Source organism: uncultured Campylobacter sp. (assembly GCF_937981295.1).
Lineage (GTDB): Bacteria > Campylobacterota > Campylobacteria > Campylobacterales > Campylobacteraceae > Campylobacter_B.
Map to the genome: position 1 here is coordinate 1 of NZ_CALJPC010000087.1, position 23,937 is coordinate 23,937.

Genomic DNA, 23,937 nt, shown 5'->3' on the forward strand with positions numbered 1-23,937 from the left:
CAAGACGGCGCAGATAAAATTTATCGCCGCTCGTAATTTCAAAATTCCGTCGCGGATGTGAACTACGCAAATTATTGGAATTCGGCAAAATTTCAAAATTTCTATGGAATTTTAAAATTTCATAATCCAAGCAGAATTCATAAATTTTACAAAATTCTCAAAAAATTCAAAGATTGAAAAAGTGTGGCTGTCTAAATTTCAGGCATAAAAAAAGCGTCCGCCGTTTGGCGGACGCCATGTATAATCGCGACGGACAAAATAAACGCCGCCGCGAGCAAAGGAGCTTATTTATCTCTTAAATTTAACTCGCTAACGAGCTTGGAGTAAACTGCGTAGTCTTTGTTTTTAAGATATTTCATCATTCTTTTGCGCTGACCTACTAGCTTTAGCAGTCCTAAGCGAGATGAAAAATCTTTCGGATTTGCTTGCAAATGAGAGGTCAAAAGCGTGATCCTCTCGGTAAGAAGCGCAATTTGCACCTCCGCAGAACCTGTATCTTTCTCTCTTCTAGCGAATTTCGCAACTATCTGTGCTTTTTGAGCCGTGTCTAAAGCCATGATGACCTCCTGATCGGTAAAATAGGAAGCGATTATACTTAATTAACCTAAATTTTTGCTTTCTTTGTGTAAAATGCACGCTTTGACACCAAAGGAGAAAATAAATGCTTTTTACAAAAGCAAGCGAATACGCCCTGCTTTCAATGATCTGCATCGCGGGCAAGGAGGAGTCGATGGATGTCGATTCGATCTCTAGCGAGCTTGGAATTTCACGCAGCTTTTTGGCTAAAATTTTACAAAATTTAGCTCGCGCGAAACTTTTGAATTCCTTCAAAGGCGCTAAGGGCGGCTTTGTGCTCGCGCGCAATGCGGATGAGATCACGCTAAGCGAGATCATCAAAAGCGCCGAAAGACGCAAGGCGACGGTGTTTGACTGCACCGCCGAGGGGATCGACGCCTGCCCAAACGGCCGCACGCTGTGCCGCGTCAATCTAATGTTTGGCGAGCTTCAAGATAAAGTCGATGAGTATATGGATACGATCACGCTAGCAGACATCATCGGCAAAGAACGTAAATGAAAATATATCACCTAAGCCATACCGATCTGGACGGCTACGGCGCGCAGTTCGTCGCGGCGCACTATTTGACGGACGTAGAATTTTTCAACGCCAACTACGGCAAGGAGATAAACGAAAAATTTGATCTCATCCTCGCTCGTATCGACGAGCGACTCGCCGTAAACGCAGACGAGAAAAGCCTGGTTTTAATCACCGATTTAAATTTACTGCCCGCGCAATGCGAGAAATTTAGCGGCGAGCTGGCACGTCGCAACGCTCGCATGATCCTTTTGGATCATCATCAAAGCGGGCTTGAGTGCGCGAAGAAATTCCCGTGGTATTTTTTGGACTCTTCGCGCTGCGCCACGAAGATCACCTATGATTTTTTCAGCGCGATGTTCGGCGGCTCGCCGCGGCTGGATAAACTCGTGCGCGTCGTAAACGCCGTGGATATCTGGCTGAAAGACGAGAGCGAGTTTGAGCTCGGCAAAGTCTGCCTCGGCATGGTCTCGGGCGCGAAAGAGATCAATAAGATCATGTTTGAGCGGGAGAGCAGAGATTATATATTTTTCCTGTTAGAAAAAATTTTTAAATTTCAAGACGAGCCGGACGCTCACATCGCGCTAGATAGCGCGCTGCACGGCATAAAGAAAGAATTTTTTAAAAGCGAGCGCGACGATACGCTAAGCAATCTCGTCTCGCATTTCGTAGTCGATCGCCTAAGCGTGCAAAAGCAGCGCTTCGAGATCAGCTATCTCGATAAAAAGGGCATTTTGACCTACAATATCGGCAACGTAAGCGTCATCGGCAACGACTTTTTGACGCAAAACCCCGATGTCGATTTTTTCATCGACGTAACGAGCAAAAAAACGCTCAGCTTCCGCGCCGACGGCAAAACCGACGTTAGCGAAATGGCAAAGCTGCTCCTCGGCGGCGGCGGACACGTAAACGCGAGCGGCGGGATGTTTGCAGGCTTTAAAGACGCGAGCTCGTACGAAGCCGTAAAGGCGCAAATCGTGGATCTAATCGAGAAAAAAACTCAAATTTTAAAGGAAGAAGATGAAAAATAATGACGAAAAAATCGCCGAGCAGGACCTCATCTACGAGATCAACATCCTGCTTGACGCGATGCTGCTTTATGCTGGCGTGAAGCGCGATCGGCTCGCTGATGCAGCGCAGCTGTATATCGAAAACATCGACACAGTGCTTGAAAGCTCGGACGCTAGCGGCGCGGATGAGGTAATCGCCGTGGTCGAGTTTTTGCGCGGCAAACACGCGGAGCTATTCGAAAATAAGGGCTAGCTCGCGAAATTTTAAGCAAAATTTTGCGAGCTAGAATTTTACGAAGCGCAAACTATGCGGAGTAAAATTTCATTTAGCGCAGAAATTTATAAAGCAAGAAATCCGCGAGATAAAATTTTGCGAAATAGAATTTCAAAACGCAAAATACGGAATTTTGCGGGTTTAGGCTCAAAATTTTCAAATTTAGCAAACAAGCTTTGCGAATAAAATTTTAAGGCATGGCGGCTACAGAATTTTGTTTTAAAATTTTATGCTGTCAAACAAGAGCAAAATTTCAAGGCTTATAATTTACGCTAAGTAATTCCGCACAATAGCAAATTTAAAATTTTAAGTGTATTTTGCGGCACGGAATTTTGCAAAAAATTTTAGACAGCGCGGGGTGGCTCTGCGTAAAATTCTAATCTAGGTTTCGCGAGGAATTTGCATCAAAACTCCGCGCGGAATTTTGCGCTCAACTAAGGCGCAAAATTTAAATATAAAGGCGCACTCTCCGCTTGCCGATGCGGTACAAAGAGTGCGCAGATCGTGGAATTTTAAATTTAAAAGCACGATTCTGCCGTCTAAGATCAAAGAAATGGCGTAGCGTCTAAGCTTGCTGATAATGACAAAGCTCGCTTTGAAAGGAAGAGAGAATTTTATCTGCAAAAGCGCAGAGATGGCATTTTAAGATATTTTTGTCATTTCTAAGCGAAAAAGATCCGCGCCAGAGGCTTTTAAGCAAGCGCGCTTGATAAAATATTATCGCTAGATATGGTGCAGGTGTGGTAACATCCGAACGTAGCGAAATTAAACGAACGCGGCACTCTATCGTCGCAAAGCCAGGCACCGTAAAATAAAAAGCTTAGGCGGGGCGCTAAGAAGTAAAATGACGCAAAATAAGACGTCTGCAAAGCAAGGTGCTAAGTAAGATAAAGCGTCGTAAAATAAAATAGCAAAGCAACGTGTCGATAAAATAGACACTGCGAAGCAGAATTCCGTAGCAGTAACGCAGGACGCGATTAAATTTTAAGCAGACGTCGCGCTAAATTTTGAAATTTTATGAATTTAAAACTTTATGAAAGGATATGAATGAAAAAGATTTTTTTGTTTGCATGTCTCATGCTTTTAGGCTCGCAGCTTTTCGGTGACGATAAGGTCTATCGCCTAAGACTTGCTAGTACATGGGAGGCGACTACGCCCGTTTTGGGCGTTGCCGCCGAGGATTTTAAAAACTATGCCGAAAGCCTTAGTGGTGGTAGGCTTCAGATCCGCATCGATACGCCGAGCAAGCACAAGGCAAGCTTTGGCATATTCGACTTCGTTAAAAGCGGTCAATACGATCTAGGATATACTTCGCTTTATTATTATAAAGGCAAAGACGCCAAAACTATGCTCTGGACGGCGGTGCCTTTCGGTATGACTACTGATGAGCAGCACGCGTGGTATTACTATGGTGGTGGGCGAGAGCTTAATGATAAGATGTTCGCGCAATATGGCATGAAGACCTTTTTGATGGGATCTACCGGCATGCAAATGGGCGGCTGGTTTAAAAAAGAGATCAACTCGGTCGCAGATCTGCAAGGGCTTAAATTCCGCATACCGGGGCTAGGCGGAGAGGTGATGAGCAAGCTAGGTGCCACTATAAACACGGTGCCTACGGGCGAGCTATTTATGGCGTTAGAGATGGGCACAATCGACGCGGTCGAGTGGGTAAGCCCTGTCTATGATATGCCACTTGGATTTCACAAAGTGGCTAAATACTACTACACAGGCTGGCAAGAGCCTATGGGAGACTGCCAACTGCTGGTAAATCAAAAGGCGCTAGAGAAGCTGCCTGCGGATCTTCAAGCGATCTTAGAGGCTGCAGCAAGACTTGCCGGAGAGAATTTCCAAAATAAGGGCTTTTATGAAAACGCTCGCATTTGGGCGGAGCTAAAAGCGCAGTTTCCGGACGTACAGGTGCGTGACTTCCCTGCAGACGTGATAGCCGCGCTTAAAAAAGCAACGAATGAAATCTTAGACGAGGAAGCGGCGAAAGATCCGATGTTTAAAGAGATCCTAGACAGCCAGCGCGCGTTTTTGAAAATCGGCAGAGAATGGAATAAAATAAGCACCGTAGCCTACATAAATAACGTAAGCGGCATCGCAGGCGAAAGTGCAGCAAATCCAATCTCCGTAGGCTCTAGCGGTACGACAAACTCAGATTCTGCAAGCAGCGAAAATCACGGCGCTGCGAGCGATTCTAACGCGACGGATGGCAAAAATTGAGGTGCGACAAAGTAAAACAGCGGGCGCTGCGAGCGATAAAAATAAGGTGCGACGAACAGATCTGGCACAATAAGTAGCTCAGGAGCGACAAGCGGCAGAAATTTTAACTATTTTTGCATAAAGTAAATGGAATTCTGCCGCAGCAGCTTTAGCACAATAGCTTCAATATCAGAGCCCAGTTCATAAATCTCATCCGCAAGCAGGCAGAAGCTTTGGCGTAATAGCTTTAACATCGCAAGTAGCGCGATCTATCTAGTGCAGCGAGCGACTCCCGCGTGAAATAGAAAAACACGCGATAAAATAAAATTATAAAAATTCTGAATTCCAAGCACGACGGAATTCGGAATTTTAAATCTAAAATTTTAAAATCAAAATTTATGGATTTCGGACGGAGCGCGAAACTACTCCAACTATGCTATAAACCGGCATTTGCGACTATTAAGATTAAAAGCCGTGTCTAGCGCTTTAAAAAGCCTATGGGTCTTTTGCATTCATCTATTAAAATCACAAAAATTGCATTTGCGTTATTAAAATTATGGCATTTCTTGGCAATATAGGCTAATTTACATAAAATAAGCCTGCGCGCGTTAAATTTAATCAATAATGTAATTTGGCAAGATTTGTCGCGATAAAATAGCCTTATTATCATGCTTATCTTTAAAATTTACTCCATTGCGCCGCTCTTATAGAGACTACATTTATTAGGATTTGATAAATCACGAATGCCCGGTCTCTGCCGCCACATCTATTAACGCAATAGCAGATAAATTTCTATGCCCTCTTATCGATAGTGCAACTACGCAAAAAAGCGTATTAATACCGCGAAATTTATTGAATTCTTGAAATTTTTGATCTTTAAAATATCGCAAGACGGCTAGATCGCTAAAAATTTCATATTATTTGAATTGATTGTTAAAAAGTAGATTCGGAAGCATAGCCCCCGAATCTACGGATAAGATTAAATTCTTAGAATTTAATCGGATGGTGGTGGAAGTCGTCGTAAACGACCTTGTTGGTCTGGAACTTAATGCGCTTAAGCTCGCGGATACGCAAAAATTCCTCTTCGTCGATCTTTTTAATCTGAATCGCCGCCTTAAACGTAGGAGTTTTGGCGATTAGATCCCAGCCGCCGCTCGTTAGCTCGTTGCAGCAGCTCTCCCAGTAGTGATAAGACATCTGAATGATACCATCCATTATACACTCGGTGATGTCCGCCTTGATCGCGATATAGCCGTAGCGGCTCCACGCGACGATGAAATCGCCCTGTGAAATTCCGTATCGCTCGGCGAGTTTCGGATTCATTTCCGCAATCGCTCCTATCGCGTCTCCGCCCTGCTCTACGGTCTTAGAGCGCCTAGTCATCGCGCCTCCTGCATACTCGTAAACCTTACGCGTAGTTAGAAGCTGGATCGGGAACTCCTCGTCGGTCTTCTCGTCCACGGAGCCCGCCATTACAGGATAATCTTTCGGCATATTCATACGCTTTGCGAATTCCTCTTTGGCGCTTTCAATCTTGCTCTTATCATCCACAAATAGAACTGGGACGAAATTTCCTTTACCGTCCGGGGTAAAGAATTTTTTATCAAGGTACAATGCAGGTCCGCCCATAGAATTCTCATCAGGGCACGGCCAGTGAAGTCCGTGGTATTTTTTGATGCGGTAATAGCTCATTCCGCCGTAGTTGTGCGGAGCTACCCTGCGCACCTCTTCCCAAATCTGCTCTGGAGATTGAAATGTGAAATAATCCCCTAGTCCTAGGCGTCTGGCAAGCTCGCAGATGATAGCCCAGTCTTGTCTAGCTTGTCCCGGAGGGGCAACTACAATTTCGCTATGCTGTACGCGGCGCTCGGCGTTAGCATAAGTACCCTCCTTCTCGCCGCTGCAAGCTCCAGGAAGCACAACATCTGCTTTGCGGCTCGTCTCGGTTAAGAAAATATCTTGGATCACATACATCTCTACCTGCGAAATCGCGCGCAAGAAGTGGTTTGCGTTCGGATCGGTCATAACCGGGTTTTCACCCATCGTCCAGAAGAATTTTACCCTACCATCAAGAATTGCGTCAGGCACTTCGGTTTTATGAATGCCGATCTTGCCATTTAGATGACCTTTCGGCAAATTCCACTGGCGCTCAAACCAATCACGGGCACTCTCGTCGGTTACGGCTTTATAGCCGGTAAATACGTTAGGAAGCATTCCCATATCGCAGCAACCTTGGACGTTTTCTTGTCCGCGGATCGGTAGATCGCCGCTTCCAAGCTCGCCTACGTTGCCCGTTACGAGCATTAAATTTGAAATGTCGCAGACCGCGCCCACGCCGTGGTTGAAGTGAGTTACGCCCATGCCGTGCGTGATAACCGCAGGTCGCGTAGTAGCGTAAATTCTAGCCGCTTTTCTAATATCTTCAGCGTTTAACCTTGTGTATTTAGCTACGGCCTCAGGCGAATAATCCTTAACCGCCTCTTTTACATATTCAAAACCCTTGGTGTATTTCTCAACGAATTCTTGATTTACCAAATTCTCGTCGATAATAGCATGGATTAAAGCGTTTATAACCGGGATATTGTGCTCCGGCTCAAGCTGGAGGTGGATATCTGCGCGATTTGCAAATTCCGTCTTAACTGGGTCAATGACGATGAGTTTGGCGCCTCTATTTAGCGCTCTTTGAACGTGCATAGCTACGATCGGGTGACCATTTTCCGGGTTTGAGCCGATCATCATAATGCAGTTACTGTGAGTTCCGATCTCCGTGAAGCTATTTGTAGCTGCTCCGTTACCGATTGTTTTGGCAAGACCTGCCACAGTCGGAGCGTGTCAAATGCGCGCGCAGTGATCGATATTATTCGTGCCTAAAATTCTAAGTAGCTTCTGCGCTACGTAGTTATCCTCATGCGTACAGCGTGCGGAATAGTTTCCGGCTATCGCGTCGGCGCCGTATTTTTCTTTAACTTCGAGCATCTTTTTAGCAACCAGATCAAGCGCTTCGTCCCAGCTAGCCTCGACCAAATCGCCGTCTTTACTAAATTTGCCATTCTTTTTACGAATTAGCGGAGTAGTAAGCCTATCTCTAGAGCCTACGTAGTTCCAGCCGTAGTATCCTTTCAAACACAAACATCCCTGATTTACGGGGTTGTCGCTTACGCCGGTTGCGGATTTGATATAGTTGTCTTCCGCAGTCAGCTCGATTTGACAGCCTGTGCCACAATAAGGGCATATGACCTTGCCTTTATTCGCCATATTTTCTCCTTTCGAAAATACTAAACATGCAAAATTACCATATATGCAATTTCGGCACAATTATATAAATTCTTACCTAAAATAAAATTGAAATTTTGCCTTAAGCTAAAAGAATTTTTTCAATTATAATTAGGAGTAAATTGGGGTAATTTAAGTAGTAATTTAAATTTTAAAATATACTTTAATACTGATATACTAGACATTTAAAGCAAATAATCAACGAACCGGTTTAAAAAAGAAATTAGTTTTTAAATTTAAGCTTTGAAAGCAAATTTATCAAATAAATTCCAAATATCGTCAGATAAATGACGGAATTTTTTTACGGACTTAAATATAATTACACCAAAATTTTTAGTAAAAAATTTTTAAAATTCCTTAAGTCAAGGAGAAAGGTATGAAACAACATAAATTTGTAATCTGCGATTACAAACGATGTATCGGTTGCACGACGTGCATGGCGGCCTGTTACTCAAGTGCCTACGAGCGCGGCAAGCTTGCTAAATCGCGACTTACCGTGCTTAGACAGGCTTACGGCGTTATGCCTACGCAGTGCAGGCAGTGCGATGACGGACCATGCGCAAATGTCTGCCCTACCGGTGCGCTTCGCTTCGATAATAACTATATCGAATTACACGAAGAAATTTGCATCGGATGTAAGATGTGTACGCTCGCCTGTCCTTATGGCGCGATCAGCTCGAATGCCGAGCTTATGCCGTCAGTAAATTATGCGGTCGAGCCGAAGTATTATCTCGAGATCGAAAGCCAAGCGGGCGCCAAAAGCACCGCCATCAAATGCGATCTATGCAACGGACGCGAGAACGGTCCTGCATGCGTCGAGGTTTGCCCAACTAGCGCTATCATTATGATAGATCCTAAAGAAGGTAAGCATAAATTGGGCTTTGCGATAGACTACGATGCGGCTAATGCTTTTGCAAAAGACGTGTTAAACGGCGAAATCAGTTGCGTCGCCAAAAAAGAAGGAGGCGCAAAATGATAAGCGTCTATACTTTATTTATCGTCAGTGCAGTAATTAGTATCCTTTTATACTGCGCTCCAAAAACTGCCGTTAAGGTAGGATTTGGATTAGGTGCTATCAGCTGTTTTTATGCGATGTGTCATTTCGTAGCCAATATGGGCGTAAGCGATAGCTTCGTTTTGGGCGGCACTTTCTTATATGCGCCAAAATTTGCTTTAAGCCCGCTTGGAAATTTCTTCAGTTTCGTAGTCGTTTTCATAGGCTTTGCAAGCAGCGTTTATGGCATGAGCTATGCTGAGGAATATATCGGAAAGGCAAATATCGGCGTTTTTGCATGTTTATTTAATACCTTCATCTTATCTATGCTTTTAGTCATCAGTGCGGATAATGTATTTTGCTTCGCTGTTTTATGGGAGCTTATGACGCTAATCTCGTCATTTCTAATCATAGTAAACGATGGCAAAGGCACGCTCAAAGCCGTTATGGTATATCTAGGCATAGCGCAGATCGGTGCATTTTGTATCACCTGTGGATTACTTATCATTGCAAACTACGCAGGAAGCTTCGAATTTGCGGAGTGGGGAAAAGTAAATATGCCGATGGGCGCTTCTGTAGCAGCATTCATCTTGTTTTTGGTCGGCTTCGGCTCAAAAGCGGGAATGTGGCCTTTTCACGTCTGGCTACCGCAAGCTCACCCTGCGGCTCCATCGAATGTCTCTGCACTGATGAGTGGCGTCATGATTAAAGTAGCGCTCTTTACGCTTGTTAAATTTACGCTATTTTTGCCACTAAGCATCTATTTTGGACTTGCAGTTTTGATCCTAGGAGCAGCTAGCTCGCTTTTTGGCGTTTTATACGCGTTGTGCCAGCACGACTTTAAAGCGCTTCTTGCGTATCACTCGGTTGAAAATATCGGCATTATCTTGCTGGGTCTTGGCACTGGAATTTACGGCGTCGCAGCAGGCAATGTAACACTAGCCGCAGTTGGATTTTTAGCAGGCTGCTATCACGTAGTAAATCACGCGATATTCAAAGGCTTGCTATTCTTATGTGCAGGCTCTGTAATCCACGCTACTCATACGCAAAATATGGACGTGCTAGGAGGGCTAGCTAAAAAAATGCCTCTAACTGCAGTCGGTATGTTTATCGGCATCATGGGTATTGCAGCACTTCCTCCGGTAAACGGCTTCGTTTCAGAGTGGTTTACCTATCAAGGAATGCTTCAAGGCGCTAAGGAAAGCGGAATTTTCATTAGATACGCTTTCTCGCTAGCAGTAGTCGCACTTGCGCTTACGGGCGTTTTAGTCGGTATGCACTTAAAACTATATGCGGTAATCTTTGCAGGAACCCCAAGAGATGAAAAAATTTGGGAAAATGCAAAAGAAAGTCCTCTTGGAATGGTTTTAGGAATGATCATTTTGATGATAGGCTGCGTGGGATTTGGTGTAGGCGCACACTTCATAGTCGATTACATCATGCAGGCGGTAAATTCTATCACTTCCAATAGCGGGTATGTTGCAAGCCTAGGCGCTTCGTCAATCACTTCACCTTTGGGAAGTATCGTTTCAACTCCTCTTATTGCAGTGATTTTGTGTTCTACAATGTTGCTTCCGTTTATCATCCTAGCGGTTATGAAAGCAAATCGCGACAAACCTCGTGAGACAGATCCTTGGGCATGCGGTTTTAAATATAGCCCTCGCATGCAGATGACCGGCGGTCCTTTTACCGGCGATTTAAGAAAGATTATGGACTGGTTATTTAGAGGTCATAAACGCAGAATAGAGCAAAACGGCTACTTCGGACCGATCGAGTATCACAACCACCCACAAGACATTTGGTGGACGATGATTTATCAACCGGTAATCGATTGGAGTAAGAAGATCGCCGATAAGATAGGAATTATTCAAAGCGGCTATGCAAATTTATATACGCTTTACATCCTAATCTATCTTTGCGCGATACTGGGCGTCGGATATTTCTTGATCTAGGAGGTTTAAGATGCAGACTATACAAACTATATTTTTAATGATATTTCAAGTCGCGGTTATCGTCCTAGTCGCTCCACTCTTCGACGGTATGGCTAGAAAACTTCGAGCCAAACTTCAGTCGAAACAAGGAAGCGATTTTTTCCAGACTTACCGCGATATTATTAAGCTTTTTAAGCGCGGCAGAACCGTTCCTGCGTGCAGCCACTGGGTATTTAGGTGGGCGCCGTTTTTCCTTTTCGCTACTTCGGCAGCGATTTTGGCGGCTATTCCTATTACATACAGCGATCCAACCACCGATAAAATTTTCGGAGCATATTCGGATATTTTCGTTATCCTATATCTAGGCGCGCTTTTGCGCTTCGTATTCGGTGCGGCTTCGATAGATAGCGGTAACCCGTTTGCCGCAACCGGCGGCGGACGCGAGCAGATGCTTGCCGTTTTTGTCGAACCTGTGATGATGATGTGCCTAATCGTAGTAATGATGGCTGCGGGAACTTCAAATTTAGTTGAGATTCAGGGGATGGTACGCAGCGGTCAGATCGGCTATCAAATTCCAAGCTTTGCTGTCGCTTCGATTGCGTTTTTATGGTGTATGTATGTCGAGACCGGCAGAAAACCATTTGATCTTGCCGAAGCCGAGCAAGAGCTTCAAGAAGGACTTTTGGGCGAATATGCAGGTAGCGATCTCGGCTTAGTGCAAGCGGCGCTTATTTTGAAGCAATTTGCGATGATCGGATTATTCCTAACGATATTTGAGCCGTGGAATTTTAGCAATCCGTTTTTGGCGATCATAATCTTTGTGCTAAAAACTGGCGTATTTTACGTAGCAGCCGTTTTCATCGACAACTTTGGACCACGCTTCAGAATGACTTCGAGCATGCGCAAAATTTCATGCGGCGCTCTTGCCATTGCTTTTGCGGCATTAACGCTTTACGTAGTAGGATTTTAAGATGAATAGTATCGATATTTTAGCAATTTGTATGATCGTAACGTCACTCGCGGTATTCGGACTTAGAAATTTAAAGCTTTCGATCGGAATTTACGCGATTCAGACGCTACTTTTGGTAAGCATATTTTTTATGCTGTATTCTAACTTCAATGCGCCGCAGCTTAGAATTTGGGCGATAGTGGCGTTTTTTACGAAGGTTATTTTCGTGCCAGGAATTTTATTTTGGCTAGTTAAAAAGCTGGATGTGATCAGCGAGGATGAGCCGGTAGGCGGCTTTTTCGTAAGCCCCGTTATTGCGATGGGATTTTCGCTAGCGATTGCGATGACAATCAATCCGATCTTGCTTAAATTCTCTCTTATTCAAGAAAGAATCGTTCTAATAGCGGCGGTAACCGTATTTATGATGGGAATTTTCGGCTTCATGCTAAGAAATTCTTTCATCAAGCAAATTCTAGCCTACTGCCTCTTTGAAAACGGCATCCACCTAAGCCTTGCACTTATGGCTTACAACTCTCACGAGCTAGTCGAGCTTGGAATTTTAACCGATGCAATCTTTGCGGTTATTATTATGAGCATTTTGGCGGTTAGATTTTACAAAGCTTATGACGGGCTTGATACGTCTAAAGCTTCGAATTTAAGGGGTTAATGATGAATAGTTTAGCTTTTATATTAATTTTTCCGTTGCTCGGAGCGCTGATATTATTCTTATGCCCTAAGAATTTCAAGCTCCTAAGCTCGCTACACGTTTTGATTTCTGGGGTTACATCCGCAGGACTACTCTGTAACGTAGGCAAGCTTATCAGCGGCAACTTTGAGGCTTTTTACGCATACGATAAATTCCTATTCCTAGATAGCCTAGGTTGCGTATTTTTAGTGCTAATCGCCGTAACGGGCTTTTTGGTAAATTTATACTCCACCACCTATATGAAATGGGAGATACAGGGCGGCCATCTGGATCTTAGCGATCTTAGAAAATACTATGCGCTCTGCCACGTTTTCGTTTTTACGATGACGCTTAGCGTGATCTGTAACAACGTTGCGTTTATGTGGGCTGCGGTAGAGGCTACTACGTTAGCATCGGTATTTTTGGTCGCTATTCATAAAGATAAAAAATCTACCGAGAGCGGTTACAAATATATCGTTATCTGCTCGATCGGCTTAGCATTCGCGCTTTATGCTACCGTTTTACTATATGCGGCTACATTCAAAATCACGGGCGACGGCGAGGCTTCGATGCTTTGGACTAGCATTATGGATCACGCCAAAGGCTTAAACAAAGATGCCGCTAAGCTTATCTTTATATTCGCTCTAATAGGCTTTGGAACCAAAGCAGGACTTGCTCCTACTCACACTTGGCTTCCTGATGTTCACGCAGAAGGTCCGGCTCCGATTTCGGCGCTACTTTCGGGTGTGCTTTTAAAATGTGCGATGCTAGCGATATTTAGATATTACGCGGTAACCGCCGAAGCGGTAGGGCCAGACTTCGTTAAGCACGTGATGCTGATCTCGGGCACGATCACGCTATTTATAGCAGGAATTTTCCTCGTTCGTCAGCACGACGTGAAAAGGATGTTTGCTTACCACTCGGTCGTTCATATGGGTGTTATTGCATTTGCGCTAGGTATCGGCGGATATTTCGGCTTGCTTGCCGCGATCTTTCACTGCTTAGCTCATAGCTTTACTAAGGCTCTTGCATTCTGCTCTACCGGTAATATCGCTAGAATTTACGGTCACAAAGATATGACTAGAATGGGCGGTATGGTAAAAATCGCTCCGCTTACTACGATAATGTTTGGTGCTGCGGTTTGCTCGCTCGTAGGCGTTCCTGCGTTTGCGATCTTTGTAAGCGAATTTAACGTTTTCAAAGGCGCGATAGCCAGCGGTCAATACATAGCCGTAGCGTTATTTGCGATCGCGCTCGTAATTATTTTCATTGCGGACTTCGCACACTTTAATCTAGCGAGCTTCGGTACGCCTAAAGGTGAAGTGGTTTATGCTAAAGAGATGAGCTTGTTTGAAAATTTACCGCTAATCTTGCTTTGCGCTTTAGTGATAATTTTCGGCGTATGGCACGTAGGTGATTTTTGGATGCTCGTCGAAAACGGCGTTAGAATAATGATGAGAGGTTAAAAATGAGAGGCGATAAATTTATAGAAATTTTAAAGACCAAAGTCAAGGTCTTAGAAGTTACCCGCCAAGCCGAGGATCAAATCACCGTTTTAGTGGATAGAAATGATCTGCCGCTTGCGGTTAAGACGCTATATTATGACATCGGCGGTTTTATCAGCACGATGATCCCTAACGATGAGCGCGAGCTAAACGGAAATTTCGCACTTTACTATGCGATATCTATGGAAGGTGGCAAGATGACCGAAGCGGAGGATTTTGCCGCAGAGGATAAATGCTTCATCACCGTTAGGACGCTAATTCCCGGATCTGATCCTACGTTCCCGTCGGTTACTCCTTTAGTGCCTGCTTGCGTATGGTACGAAAGAGAAGCCTTCGATATGTTCGGTTTAATCGCTGAGGGCTTGCCTGATAAACGTCGTTTGGTGTTAAGCGACGATTGGCCGGATGGGCTTCATCCGCTTCGCAAAGACGCAATGGACTATCGCTATAGGCCCGATCCTGTAGATCATAAAGACGAACCTAATGCAGAGTTTTTATTTCCTAGCGGTGATGGCGTAGTAGATGTTCCACTTGGACCTCTTCACGTAACGAGCGATGAGCCGGGACACTTTAGACTATTTTGCGACGGCGATGAGATTATCGATGCAGACTACCGCTTGTTTTATCAACACCGCGGTATGGAGAAGCTAGCTGAAAACCGAATGAATTACGATCAGATGGGCTATTTAGCAGAGCGCGTCTGCGGAATTTGCGGCTACGCTCACGCGATTGCGTGTATTGAAGCAGCAGAGAAAGCCATCAAGCTTGAAATTCCGCTTCGTGCGCAAGCTATCCGCGTCATCTGCCTTGAGATCGAGCGCCTTCACAGCCATCTTTTAAATATCGGTCTAGCCTGCGAGGTAACGGGTAACTACAACGCCTTCATGCATATCTTTAGGGTGCGCGAATACTCTATGGAGTTAGCTCAGCTCGTAACCGGCGGCCGCAAGACCTACGGCAATGTAATTATGGGCGGACTTCGCCGCGATATGACCGATAACGAAATCCGCAAGAGCATCGAGATCATCAATAAACTTGATGTTCAAATTTCTGAAATTTGGGACGCCGTTATGGAGGATAAACGCCAAATCGGTCGCTGGAAGGGCGTGGGCGTATTAGATCGCAAAGTAGCGCGCGATTTCAGCCCGGTAGGTCCGAATATGAGAGCTTCCGGTTTTAAACGCGACAACCGCTACGATCACCCTTATGATTTCTTCAACAAGATAGAATTCGAAGTAGCCGTAGAGCACGGTGGCGATGTATTCAGCCGCGAAGTCGTAAGATATAAAGAGCTCAAACAATCGATCCACATCATCAGGCAGTGCTTACATCAAATGCCGCAAACTCCGATAATGATCGATCCACAGACTATGATCAGACCGGAAAACTACGCTTTAGGTCACGACGAAGCGCCGCGAGGCGAAAACGTCCACTGGATCATGCAAGGAAACGCACAGAAGGTTTACCGCTGGAGATGTCGCGCCGCTACGTATAACAACTGGCCGAGCTTGCGATTTCAATTCCGCGGAAATAACATCTCCGATGCGGCGCTAATCGTATGCTCGATGGATCCGTGCTACTCATGCACCGAGCGCGTAACTTTAGTCGATATTAATAGCGGAAAGAGTAAAATTCTAACCGAAAAAGACCTTAAGAAATTTTGCCAAGACGGCAAGGTTAGCAAAAAGGATTTAAGATGATGAAATTATTCGACATTACCGAAAAATATGGTAAGGCGACCTATGCTTATCCGTTTGAGCCATACATCGTGCCCGAGAATTTTCGCGGGCAGCCTGAATACACCTATGAGCTTTGCATAGGCTGTGCTGCGTGCGGAATCGCCTGCCCATCTAATGCGATTGAGCTTAAGATGAATGAAGCCCAAACCAAACTAATTTGGGAATTTGATTGCGGACGCTGCATATTTTGTGGTCGCTGCGACGAGGTATGCCCTACGGGAGCGGTAAGGCTAGGCAATAGCTTTGAGCTAGCGGTAAAATTTGATAAAAGCGCGCTTATCCAACACGGCGAGCTTGAGATGGAGAAATGCAGCTGCTGCGGCAAGCCGATGACCCCAAAAAGGCTCATCAATTACACGCTAGAAAAGTTAAGTACTGCAAATTTGCTCCCAGGCAGATTAGAAGAAGCTAAAAAGTACCTCTATATCTGTCCTGAATGCAAAAAAGCTCAAGCGGTCGAAAGAGTGACCAAAGGTATAGAGGAGGCAATAAAATGAGTTTGTATCAAGTCCCCGAAAATATTAAAAACGCAAACGATCTAACCGCAAAATTGGAGCTTTTGAAAAATATCAAACGAAGCTTCAGCGTTTATCGTATCGACTGCGGAAGTTGCAACGGCTGTGAAATCGAAATTTTTGCTTCTATCACGCCGATGTGGGATCCGGAGCGCTTCGGATTTAAACTTGTAGCTAACCCTCGCCACGCAGATATCTTAGTCTGCACCGGTCCGGTTACCCGCCAGATGTATTATCCGCTGCTTCGCGCTTATGAGGCTGCACCTGATCCAAAGATCGTAGTAGCTCTTGGAGCCTGCGGAAGTACTGGTGGAATTTTTCATGACGCATATAGCGTATGGAGTGGTATCGATAAGATTGTACCGGTAGATGTTTATATCCCCGGTTGCCCTCCACATCCTGCTAGCATCATCTATGGTCTTGGCATGGCGCTTGGCATCATCGATCAAAAGCTTCAAAAGAAGAGCTACGAGCAAGATAGCACTCTTCCGCCACCGGTTAAGAGTTCAGTTATCGGCGATATTTTATTCGAGCGCGATCTGCAAGCTGAAGCTAAGAGGCTGATGAGCTATATTTTCGGAAGAGTTTTATTCGCAAAATATATGGATGCGATCAAAACCTCATCTGACGTTCACGATCCAAAAGCTTCTCGCGAGGCTCTACTTAACGCTATCCATACCGAAGAGGATCCTAGATACGCGGAGTGCATGGCACTATTGCACAATGACGTATATCTAAAATACGCCCGCGCTACGGAAGAATTTAAGATCGATCCGCAAAAAGAGGTCTGGAGCAAACGATGATTGAGGTTTTTAAGCTTACAAAGCGGCATATGGACGAAAACGAAAATTTACCCAAAGAACTAAAGGATATCAAGGTTTTTTCCACCTGCGTCGGTCACGGCGTAGGTACGATAGATTTTAGCGAAAAGGTACTTGAGATAGACGATGAAGAATTTAAACGCATCATCGAGAACTCGGGCGACTACGTTAAATTTAAGATCGGTAACTTAAGCAAGTATTTCGAGATTGAAATTTTTGCCGAGCACGCAGCTAAGCTAATCCCTCAGCTTTGCGAATGTGAGCTTAAAGATCTGCTAAAAAATATGCGCGAAGGATATTTCGTGCTAAGGAAGGATTTTTGATGCGAAAGGCGTTGCTTTGTATCGGCAATCCCCTTCGCGGCGACGACGACGTGGGCAATGAAACGGGGCGAATAGTCGAGGCAAACTTAAAAGATTGGCGCGTTTTTTATGGGCAGGATGTGCCCGAAAACGAATTTGCAGCCCTTAGGGAATTTGCCCCTGAAATTCTAATCGTAGTAGATGCGATGAGCGGCTTTGATGAGGATAAGATAGAATTTTTCGACCTCAGCAATGATCGCGACTATATCTACTCGACGCATAACCTGCCTACGCCGGTGCTTCTAAGCTATCTGCGCAAAATTTGCCCAAAGACGTTGTTTTTGGGCATAAGCGTGCTGCTCGATAACGTCCTTGATTTTAAAGAAGGGCTAAGCGAGAGCGCAAAAAAAAGCGCGCAAAAAGCTTATGAGCGTATCTTAGAAATTGATTCAAATTTAAATGAGGAGGAGTAAATGTTAAATCCTGCAGAAACCGCGCAAGCGGTATCTAGTTCGATGCAACACAAGGCGCATACCCCGCTAATTAGCATAATTTTTCTAGCTATAATGGCGGGCGCTGCAATCGCTATGGGCGATATTTTCTGGGCTCACTCGACCGTCGGAATGGCTGAAAAGCAATCTATTGGCTTATCGAATTTCATCGGTGGTATTACCTTTAGCTGCGGTCTGATGATGGTGGTTTTTTACGGTGGGCATCTATTTACCAGCTCGGTTTTAACGGGCGTACCTGCCGCCGATGGCAAATTACCGCTAGGTAAAACTATCGGCTATTGGGCTATCGTTTGGTGCTTTAACTTTGTAGGTGGCGCGTTAATCGCGTATATGTATTATTACTCAGGACTTCCGCTTAAATATGACGGCTACATCTTGCAGCACTTCATTCCTGCAGCAGCAGGCAAAATAAACGCACCTTTTCATGAGCTATTCATCCGCGGAATTTTTTGTAACGTGTTTGTATGTATGTCTATCTGGACTGCGACCAGCGAGAGTAATCTATCAGGTAAATTCTTTGCAATTATGTGGATGATCGGCGCATTCGTAGCTTGCTCGATGGAACACTGCGTGGCAAATATGTTTATCTTAACCGAAGGTATCATCGCTAAAGGCCACTACCTTGCGGCTGCTGGTGGCGATGTAAATGCTCTTGCAAGCTCGCTTCACGGTGTAACGGCAGCTCAAATAGATTCAATAAACTGGGGAAATTTCATCGTTAAAAATATGATCCCAGTTACGCTAGGTAACATCTGCGGCGGTCTATTTTTCGTAGGCTTGGTCGGATTTATGGTCAATAAATACGATATGAAAAAGAAAGACTAATCTATCGCGCTTCAGCACGATATAAACAAAATATGGCGCGGCACTTTGCCGCGCATTTTTAGTTTCTTAAATTTTAAAAATTCCGATGCATAAAATTTCATTTGATCCAAAATTTTAGACGAAATCCTAACGAAATTCGGGATGAAATTCTAAAACCAAGCTCTTGATAAAAATTTTACGCTGTAAATCTAGGTAAAATCCTGCGCCGTAACTTTAGACAAAATTTCGCGCTTAAGCCGTAACGTAAGCCGCATAAATGCTTTAAAAACTCTAGTCCGCGCTAAACACAGTAACTAAGCAATCTGTCGTAGTCTAGGATCAAAAACTCGTGCTGGCTGATTTTTTGAATTACGTTATCTTTTACAAGCTCGTTAAACGCGGTACTCGCGCTTTGACGCTTGAGCCCTACGAAGGATGAAAGCACCTTTAGCGAAAAGGGCAAAAAGACGTATTTGTAGCCATTTTGATGAAAATTCTGCTCGTTTGCAAGCTCGATCAAAAAGCTCGCGATGCGCCCTTTTGCATTTTCAAAAAGTATGGAACGCGTGATTTTGCGCTGCAGTAGGATTATCTCAGTTAAAATTTTTATATACGCCTCGCAAAAGCTGCGATTTGCCAAGATCTCTCCGAGCCCGCTCGCATCGATCGTGTAAATCTCGCTGTCTTCTAAAAACTCAAGCGCGCAAATTTCATTAAGAATGGTAATATTGTCCTTGTTTAGGTAGTTGATGATGAATTCCTCGCCGTCTTCAAAAAACGAAAGCTTCGCCTGCCCGCTTTTAAAAATAAAAACTTTAGGCGCCTCGCTGTAAAAAACATAGCCTTTTTTGATGACTTGGTGCTCGAACATTGCAAGCTCCTCGTCGCTAAGCGTGGCGATAGCCTCGGTTTGCAGTAGTCCCAGCCGCGATTTTTCCATATAACCTCCAAAAGCTAAGAATTATACAATGAAATATTTAGACAAAGATAAAGCTGCGCGGATTAAATTTACCATTAGGGCTATGGCTGTGCATCTGGGTCGCCGGAGCTAATAAATTTTATAGCTATTAAAATTCTAAATTTCGCCCGCGCTTTGCATCGCGTAAAATTTCAAAAATTTATTGAGCTTTACGCGGCAATATTATAGCCAAAGCCCGCGGCGTGAATTTAAAATTCTGTCTCTAAATAAAAATTCATATCATTTTATTGAAATTTTATTTAGCAAGGATATAATAATGCATATTAAAAATAAGCAGTATTTTGCTCGCGGCAATACCGCAAGAAAGGAAGCCTCATGCAAAAGTTGAATTTTAAAAATAACGTCTCCGAGACGCTGCTAATCAATGTCTATATGCGCCATTTGGATTTCAAAGACGCGGATCCGATCCTAAATGATCCCTTTTCAAGCGCCGTCGTAGAGCAGATCGATTATGATTTTGCAAAATTCGACGACGCGCACCTTAGTAAGACGGGTACGGTGATCCGCGCGAAATTTTTCGACGACGAGACGCTGCGACTCGCGGCGGAGTTCGACCGCCCTATCATCGTGCAGCTTGGCGTAGGGCTCGACACTCGCCCGCTTAGGCTGCAAAGCGCCCTGCCGAGCGCCACATTTTATGATCTCGATCTACCCGACGTCATAGCCGTGCGCGACGCACTGCTACCCAAAGCACAGAACAATTTCAGCCTGCCCCGCTCGATGCTGGATCTTTCGTGGATGGACGAGCTAGCTGTAAAGCACGGCAGCGCGGGCTACATATTTATTTTAGAGGGCGTGAGTATGTATTTTGAAAAAGAGGAATTTAAAAAATTTTTTATCGCGCTTGCGCAAAAATTCCGCGGCTACGTGCTGAGCGACTTTATGAGCGAGTTTTCGGTTAGGAAATTCGACTCCAAGCGCCACGACGCGATGAAACACATGCAAAACGCGCCCTTTAAAATGGGCATTAGCGGCGGCGCGGAGGTGCAGGGCTGGGATAGCGCGCATATCAGATTCGTCAGGGAGGCTGCAATGCTAAAAATGTATAAAAGCCACTGGAGCCTCAAAGGGCGCCTATTTAGCCTGATTCCCGCCTTTTGCAACGCATGCAAGATGTTCGTTTTCAAAATCGAAGGCGGTGATGAATAGGCTTAAAAATTTCAGTTGATTGCTTTGCAAATTTCGACAGCTAAGGCGCAAATTCTAAGCCGCTTGCCAAGCAAGTTGGCATGCAGAGCAAACGGCGTATACCGCTTTGCTTGATGCTTGAGTAAAATTATAAAAAAGCTTTAAAATTTCGCTTAAATTTACCTCGATTTATAGGAATTTAAGAGTTTTTAAAATATATTTTCGCATCTTAAATTCACGGAAAAGATCATGCAAAATTTTCTCGACAAACTCACCGCCACAATTGACGCAATCAACTCCTTTTTGTGGGGTCCGTACTTTCTAATCGCCCTACTTTGCGGCACCGGCGCGTATTTTACGGCGCGCTTGCATTTAGTGCAAATTTTTAAATTTAGAATGGGCGCGCGCAAGCTTTTCGGCAACTTCTCCCTGCACGGCGAGGCTGCGGGCAAAAGCGGCATGAGCTCGTTCCAAGCCGTCGCCACGGCGATCGCGGCGCAAGTCGGCACGGGCAACCTGGTAGGCGCCAGCACCGCATTAGTTATGGGCGGACCGGGCGCTATATTTTGGATGTGGTGCGCAGCGTTTTTAGGCATGGCGACGAATTTCGCAGAGATCTGCCTGGCTCAAATTTACCGCACCAAGGACGACAGCGGACATATGATCGGAGGTCCCGCGTTTTACATCAGCCGCGGACTCAAAAGCCCCCTTGCCAAGCCTTTAGCGGCATTTTTTGCTCTAGCCATCATCTTTGCTTTGGGTTTCATGGGCAATATGGTGCAGGCAAACTCCATTTCAGACGGCTTTAGCAGTGCATTCGGGATCCCAAAATGGGCGAGCGGCGCAGCCTTAGCACTCATCTGCTGCGTCATTTTTTTCGGCGGCGTCAAAGCGATCGCACGCGTAGCCGAAAAGGTCGTGCCACTAATGGCGATCTGCTACGTGCTCGTCGGTCTCGTCATCATCGGCTCAAATTTCGATAAAATTCCATCCGTCATCGCGCTGATATTCAAAGCCGCATTTGATCCATCGGCTGCCTGGGGCGGCGCTACGGGTGCTACGATCGCCACTGCGATGAGATACGGCATCGCGCGCGGGCTCTTTTCAAACGAAGCGGGCATGGGCTCGACGCCGCACGCACACGCCGCGGCGAATGTCAAACACCCCGTAGATCAAGCCGTGCTCGGCATAATGGGCGTTTTCGTCGATACATTCATCGTGCTTAACATCACCGTTTTTGTCGTGCTTAGCACCGACGTAGTCACCTTCGAAAACGGCAAGGCGGTATTTTCGGGCATCTCGCTGGTGCAGGAAGCCTTCGCATCGCAAATTTTGGGTCGCAGCGGCGGCTACGGCTTCGTGGCGATCTGCCTGTTTTTCTTCGCATTTACCACGATTTTGGGCTGGTACTACTTCGCCGAGATTAATGTGCGCTATCTGCTCGGCGCAAAATTCGTCAAGCTCTTGCAAATTTTGGTCGTCGCATTCGTATTCATAGGAAGCGTGCAAAAGATCGACCTCGTCTGGGGGCTAGCGGATATGTTTAACGGACTAATGGTGATCCCAAATTTAATCGCGATCATCCTACTTAGCCCCGTCGTCGTGCGGCTTTTGAGCGACTTTAACGACGGCAAAAGCTACGACGTAAACGACTACAAATAACGCCGCGCGTTAAATTTCAAGCTCGCACTTGAAATTTAGCGCAAAATCACCGCAAAATTTAGAATTTTAAAATTCTTTTCGAGCTAAAATCATAGCCTAAATTTTATGATCTAAGGAGAAGGCATGCAAATTTTAAGGAGCAAAAAATGCCCGTTTTAAAGGCATTGCTGACCGGGCAACCGCGCGCTTACGGCGACGAGCGCGCTACGCAGCCTCTAAAAAGGCGCTGGGAGACGGCGATATTCAAGCAAGCTAGAGCGGGTGAAGTGCGCGCGAATGAGCTTGGATTCGAGGGTGACGCGGTAGCCGACACGCTACATCACGGCGGCACGGAAAAGGCGATTTTTGCCAACTCGCTGCAAAATTACGCCGCGTGGGAGAGGTTTTTGGGGCTTAAAAATCTAGCCTACGGCGCAATGGGCGAAAACCTCACGATCAGCGGATTAGACGAGCAAAACGTCTGCATCGGCGATGTGCACCGCATAGGCTCGCTGGTGCTACAAGTAAGCCAGCCGCGCAAGCCCTGCTACAAGCTCTCGATGCGCTGGGGTAACGCGGAGATGACGGCGGAGATCGCGCGCAGCGGACTTACCGGCTGGTACTACCGCGTGCTGGAGGCTGGCTCGTGCCGCGCGGGAGACGAGATCTACGTCGTAGAGCGCGACCCCGCTATAATGAGCGTGATGGAGCTTAACCGTCTATTTTACGGCGAGCGTATCGATGAAGGGCTGTTAGCAAAATTTAACCGGCTTGCGACACTTACTCCAAAATGGCGCGAGGATATGCGCCGCAAGCTAGAAGGCAGCTACGACGACGGTTTTATGCGGCTATGAAATTTAGCGCCAAAGCGGCGTTTTAAAACAGCAAAGCAGCGCCGCGCCTTATTGTTTTAAAACACAACACTCTTGGCGCGGATTTCAAAATACTTTCTAAGCCGCCGATGCTAAGTTTCAAGACACTTCTTGGCTACTCAATATCGGCTTACAAAAAATACTTTCTTGATGCGAGCTGCAAATTCAGACTAAATTCCAAAGACGAAATTTTAATTTGATCCGCGCTGATCGCGCGCAAATGCGATCTATTTTCGCACTCTGTTTTGCAGTGCGACACAGGCTACAAGCAAAATTAAAGACGCAAATTTAACCGCGCTTAGAATTTAATCTTTTATGAAATCTAAATTTAGCCGCACATTCAAAGCCGCAAGCGCCGCTCTTTATAAATTTTAAAATTTAAAAGCGGTAAATTTAACTCTCTTGCTCGCAGTGAATTTTTTTCAAAAATCAAAAAGCGAACTATTTTTACTCGCGAGGCAACCTCATCTCGCGCATTTAGCGGCACAACCTACGCTGCAAACGAGCTTCCTCAAAGCTTTGTAACGCGCGCCAAATTAGACATGTCAGATACTTCGCCAAGCGCCTTTCAAAGCTCATTTATAGCGCTTGCTATAAGTAGAATTTTGCGCGGAATTTTGCGCGACGCGGCAACAATTACGACCTTTTAAGAGCGCGCACCGCAGCTCAAAAGCCTATTTTAGCTTTTTAAACTTTCTATAACTT

General features: G+C 45.3%; 21 protein-coding genes. 18 read left to right on the forward strand and 3 right to left on the reverse strand.

All coding sequences use genetic code 11. From position 1 onward, the window contains the following. Nucleotides 1–284: 284 nt before the first annotated feature. Nucleotides 285–557 (reverse strand): 30S ribosomal protein S15, encoded by a 273-nt coding sequence (gene rpsO / locus Q0135_RS08345; protein ID WP_297989767.1) that lies wholly within the window; start codon nt 555–557, stop codon nt 285–287. A 104-nt stretch (nt 558–661) separates the two neighbouring features. Between rpsO and Q0135_RS08350 the strand changes: the two genes are divergently transcribed. From Q0135_RS08350 to Q0135_RS08365, 4 genes are all read left to right on the forward strand, one after another. Continuing rightward, nucleotides 662–1,075, forward strand: coding sequence for an Rrf2 family transcriptional regulator (locus tag Q0135_RS08350; RefSeq protein WP_297989768.1), 414 nt, complete (start codon nt 662–664; stop codon nt 1,073–1,075). After that, complete coding sequence (locus tag Q0135_RS08355) at nt 1,072–2,124, forward strand: 3'-to-5' oligoribonuclease B (RefSeq protein WP_297989769.1); 1,053 nt, start codon at nt 1,072–1,074, stop codon at nt 2,122–2,124. Before Q0135_RS08350 ends, Q0135_RS08355 begins: the two co-directional genes overlap by 4 nt. Further along, entirely contained in the window at nt 2,114–2,356 is a 243-nt protein-coding gene (locus Q0135_RS08360) for a hypothetical protein (protein WP_297989771.1), read from the forward strand. Before Q0135_RS08355 ends, Q0135_RS08360 begins: the two co-directional genes overlap by 11 nt. Nucleotides 2,357–3,424: 1,068 nt before the next feature. After that, nucleotides 3,425–4,603 (forward strand): TRAP transporter substrate-binding protein, encoded by a 1,179-nt coding sequence (locus Q0135_RS08365; RefSeq protein ID WP_297989772.1) that lies wholly within the window; start codon nt 3,425–3,427, stop codon nt 4,601–4,603. 966 nt (nt 4,604–5,569) lie between these two features. On the opposite strand, the gene Q0135_RS08370 is transcribed toward Q0135_RS08365, so the two are convergent. After that, a complete protein-coding gene (locus Q0135_RS08370) occupies nt 5,570–7,837 on the reverse strand; it encodes a molybdopterin-dependent oxidoreductase (protein WP_297989774.1) in 2,268 nt (755 codons plus the stop codon). Nucleotides 7,838–8,231: 394 nt separating this feature from the next. Between Q0135_RS08370 and Q0135_RS08375 the strand changes: the two genes are divergently transcribed. The 11 genes from Q0135_RS08375 to Q0135_RS08425 are packed head-to-tail and all read left to right on the forward strand — an operon-like array spanning nt 8,232 to nt 18,633. Then, nucleotides 8,232–8,831 carry a 4Fe-4S dicluster domain-containing protein gene (locus tag Q0135_RS08375; protein ID WP_005871891.1) on the forward strand — a complete coding sequence of 200 codons (600 nt, stop codon included), beginning with the start codon at nt 8,232–8,234 and terminating at the stop codon, nt 8,829–8,831. Further along, complete coding sequence (locus tag Q0135_RS08380) at nt 8,828–10,801, forward strand: proton-conducting transporter membrane subunit (RefSeq protein ID WP_297989775.1); 1,974 nt, start codon at nt 8,828–8,830, stop codon at nt 10,799–10,801. The genes Q0135_RS08375 and Q0135_RS08380 overlap by 4 nt, the downstream gene beginning before the upstream one ends. 10 nt (nt 10,802–10,811) lie before the next feature. Continuing rightward, nucleotides 10,812–11,750 carry an NADH-quinone oxidoreductase subunit H gene (locus Q0135_RS08385; RefSeq protein WP_291936444.1) on the forward strand — a complete coding sequence of 313 codons (939 nt, stop codon included), beginning with the start codon at nt 10,812–10,814 and terminating at the stop codon, nt 11,748–11,750. Between the two features lies 1 nt (nt 11,751). Next, nucleotides 11,752–12,396, forward strand: a complete 645-nt coding sequence (gene hyfE / locus Q0135_RS08390; protein ID WP_297916762.1) for a hydrogenase 4 membrane subunit — start codon at nt 11,752–11,754, stop codon at nt 12,394–12,396. Between the two features lie 2 nt (nt 12,397–12,398). Continuing rightward, entirely contained in the window at nt 12,399–13,880 is a 1,482-nt protein-coding gene (locus Q0135_RS08395; RefSeq protein ID WP_297989776.1) for a hydrogenase 4 subunit F, read from the forward strand. A 2-nt stretch (nt 13,881–13,882) separates the two neighbouring features. After that, nucleotides 13,883–15,619, forward strand: coding sequence for an NADH-quinone oxidoreductase subunit C (locus tag Q0135_RS08400; protein WP_005871901.1), 1,737 nt, complete (start codon nt 13,883–13,885; stop codon nt 15,617–15,619). Beyond that, a complete protein-coding gene (locus Q0135_RS08405; protein ID WP_177386902.1) occupies nt 15,616–16,155 on the forward strand; it encodes a formate hydrogenlyase complex iron-sulfur subunit in 540 nt (179 codons plus the stop codon). The genes Q0135_RS08400 and Q0135_RS08405 overlap by 4 nt, the downstream gene beginning before the upstream one ends. Continuing rightward, nucleotides 16,152–16,976 carry an NADH-quinone oxidoreductase subunit B family protein gene (locus tag Q0135_RS08410; protein ID WP_177386901.1) on the forward strand — a complete coding sequence of 275 codons (825 nt, stop codon included), beginning with the start codon at nt 16,152–16,154 and terminating at the stop codon, nt 16,974–16,976. Before Q0135_RS08405 ends, Q0135_RS08410 begins: the two co-directional genes overlap by 4 nt. Then, on the forward strand, nt 16,973–17,317 hold the full coding sequence (locus tag Q0135_RS08415; protein ID WP_005871907.1) for a formate hydrogenlyase maturation HycH family protein: 345 nt from the start codon (nt 16,973–16,975) through the stop codon (nt 17,315–17,317). Before Q0135_RS08410 ends, Q0135_RS08415 begins: the two co-directional genes overlap by 4 nt. Then, nucleotides 17,317–17,769 carry a hydrogenase 3 maturation endopeptidase HyCI gene (locus Q0135_RS08420; protein WP_291936428.1) on the forward strand — a complete coding sequence of 151 codons (453 nt, stop codon included), beginning with the start codon at nt 17,317–17,319 and terminating at the stop codon, nt 17,767–17,769. Before Q0135_RS08415 ends, Q0135_RS08420 begins: the two co-directional genes overlap by 1 nt. Then, nucleotides 17,770–18,633, forward strand: a complete 864-nt coding sequence (locus Q0135_RS08425; RefSeq protein WP_005871911.1) for a formate/nitrite transporter family protein — start codon at nt 17,770–17,772, stop codon at nt 18,631–18,633. Nucleotides 18,634–18,913: 280 nt separating this feature from the next. On the opposite strand, the gene Q0135_RS08430 is transcribed toward Q0135_RS08425, so the two are convergent. Further along, on the reverse strand, nt 18,914–19,552 hold the full coding sequence (locus Q0135_RS08430; protein ID WP_005871915.1) for a Crp/Fnr family transcriptional regulator: 639 nt from the start codon (nt 19,550–19,552) through the stop codon (nt 18,914–18,916). 354 nt (nt 19,553–19,906) lie between these two features. On the opposite strand from Q0135_RS08430, the gene Q0135_RS08435 reads away from it, so the two are divergent. The 3 genes from Q0135_RS08435 (at nt 19,907) to Q0135_RS08445 (ending at nt 23,214) form a co-directional block, all read left to right on the forward strand. Then, nucleotides 19,907–20,740 carry a class I SAM-dependent methyltransferase gene (locus tag Q0135_RS08435; RefSeq protein ID WP_297989779.1) on the forward strand — a complete coding sequence of 278 codons (834 nt, stop codon included), beginning with the start codon at nt 19,907–19,909 and terminating at the stop codon, nt 20,738–20,740. A gap of 228 nt (nt 20,741–20,968) precedes the next feature. Next, on the forward strand, nt 20,969–22,381 hold the full coding sequence (locus Q0135_RS08440; protein ID WP_297989781.1) for a sodium:alanine symporter family protein: 1,413 nt from the start codon (nt 20,969–20,971) through the stop codon (nt 22,379–22,381). Nucleotides 22,382–22,527: 146 nt separating this feature from the next. Next, complete coding sequence (locus Q0135_RS08445) at nt 22,528–23,214, forward strand: MOSC domain-containing protein (protein ID WP_297989783.1); 687 nt, start codon at nt 22,528–22,530, stop codon at nt 23,212–23,214. Nucleotides 23,215–23,937: the final 723 nt, after the last annotated feature.